The following is a 2009-nucleotide window of genomic DNA, read 5'->3' on the forward strand; positions in this document are numbered from 1 at the left end:
AATAATGTGTTTCAAATTAGGCATTTTGGCGTAATTTGCTAGCGAAAGTGCAGCAGCTAACTAGGCGTTTAAGACGGATTCCCAACGCTTGGGAGTTTCGGCTCTAGGTTGAGTTTTGTGTTTAAGGCGCAATGATTTAGGATTGTGGTCGCGTTGCTCACCACTTAACGCGGCGTTAGCTGGGGTTAAGAAAAACGGTGAGTTTAGGGTGGAAAGGCTTTGGGTTTTCTAGCTACACACCGGACAAATCTCAGCTTCTCAACTATCTCGCCAGTGGCACTTTTCGGGAAGTGTTTGAACTCAACGAAGTCTGCTTACGGGAAATGTTGTGTTTGTTAAGTTCATTGGCGTGGCTTCTTTGCTGTTGAAATTTATGAATGCCTAAATTCGTTTCGTGTGCTCTGTCGTTGGCTTTTTCGATAGAATTCTTTGCAAATTACCGAGTTCAGAAATGGTGATTTACTCGGTCATTTCTTCTTTGCCAAGCGCATTTCGTGGATTAGGTTTTAATTTTACAGCTGTCCGTTTTACTTTGCTGTTTGAAAGCAATAATGTGTTTCAAATTAGGCAGTTTGGCGTATTTTTCTAGCGAAAGTGCAGCAGCTAACTAGGCGTTTAAGACGGATTCCCAACGCTTGGGAGTTTCGGCTCTAGGTTGAGTTTTGTGTTTAAGGTGCAATGGTTTAGGATTGTGGTCGCGTTGCTCACCACTTAACGCGGCGTTATGTGTTTGGTCAGTTTTTAGGGTCCAAGCTACGATTTCATTGAGAATTCGCTCCGTGTTTTCGGCAAGTTGGCTTGGTCGAAATGAATTCTTGAACAATCTGAGATTGATCGTTTTCAAGGTTCTTGGGTTGCCTCAATTAAGTTTTGGATCTGGTTTGTGTTGAGTTTCGTCAGTTTCAAATCGCTTAAATTAAAATGCTTTTTTGACTGATTCACTTGCTGACATTCAGCCCTGAAAATCTGGTGACGTAAAAGGTTTGGCGGTCGCTGAAAGGGCGCTTTCTTTGTTGTTGATTCTGCAAGTGGCTCTCTTTGGCTCAGATCGCTGTGAAATTTAGGTTTTGGTAAGCATCGTTTTTGTACGTAACTTATTCAAATATCTTAATTTCTACGGTGGTTTACTTTGAATTCACGGTTACATTCACATAACAAGCAATTCAAGTGGATTCTCAACGCGTGGCAGTTTTACTATGCGTTAGGTAAAGTGTTTTACGGTGCAATACGGCGGCTTGGTCAGTGCGTTGTTCACCACTTAATTGGGCGTTATGTGTATACAGGAAGAACTAAAGTTACAACGGATATAGGTAGGAATATGAAAGAGCCATCAAAAGAAGGGCAAAAAAATGACTCAGTACAGAAAGTTACAATGGCAGATGAACAAGGGAATATTGCATCTATAAAAACGGGTCGTGCACCGTCTTTAGGAAGGGGGTTAAGTGAACTAGTGGGGGGTACTCTATTTGGAGTTGTTTGGATTAATACAACGGCTGATTCCGGTCCACAATATTGGAGTCTGATTGGATATTTTATAATTGTATCTTCAATTATTACTGGTATTTACCATATTTATAATGCATTTGCCCAAAATAGGTTTTCAGCGCAAGAAATAGTCTCTCCTGATAAGGAGCCAGACCCATTTAACAAGAAATTAGGTCGTGATACCCCACAAGCTCAGTCGTACTGCGCGAGTTGCGGTGAAGAAATCAAAGGTGATAATAAATTTTGCCCAAGCTGTGGTTCTAAATTAGGGTAGAAAATACACATAACAATAAATTTAAGAGTGATTCACAACGCTTGGCGCTTTCACTTCAGTCTAGTTTTGTGTTTATGGCACAATCCTTTAGGTAGGGTGCTAGCGTTGTTCACACCTTAATTTGGCGTTATACGCTTTTCGGAAAAATTACAAAGGGGCAGGAAATGAATCAGCATGAAAAGCTAAATTATGTAGAGTTTGGCGCAAAGGATTTGGAATCAACAAAGTCATTCTTCTCTTCTGTGTTTGG

The 2009-nt window shown here is 40.8% G+C and carries 1 protein-coding gene and 1 pseudogene; both read left to right on the forward strand.

Translation table 11 applies throughout. From position 1 onward, the window contains the following. Positions 1-1318: 1318 nt before the first annotated feature. The gene (locus EYW48_RS20965; RefSeq protein ID WP_277433024.1) at positions 1319-1759 is read left to right on the forward strand and encodes a zinc ribbon domain-containing protein; all 441 of its coding nucleotides are present in this window, start codon (positions 1319-1321) and stop codon (positions 1757-1759) included. Between the two features lie 164 nt (positions 1760-1923). Further along, positions 1924-2009, forward strand: a pseudogene (locus EYW48_RS20970) (VOC family protein); the annotation flags it as partial.

The organism is Vibrio sp. 1180_3 (genome assembly GCF_029478545.1).
Classification (GTDB): domain Bacteria; phylum Pseudomonadota; class Gammaproteobacteria; order Enterobacterales; family Vibrionaceae; genus Vibrio; species Vibrio aestuarianus.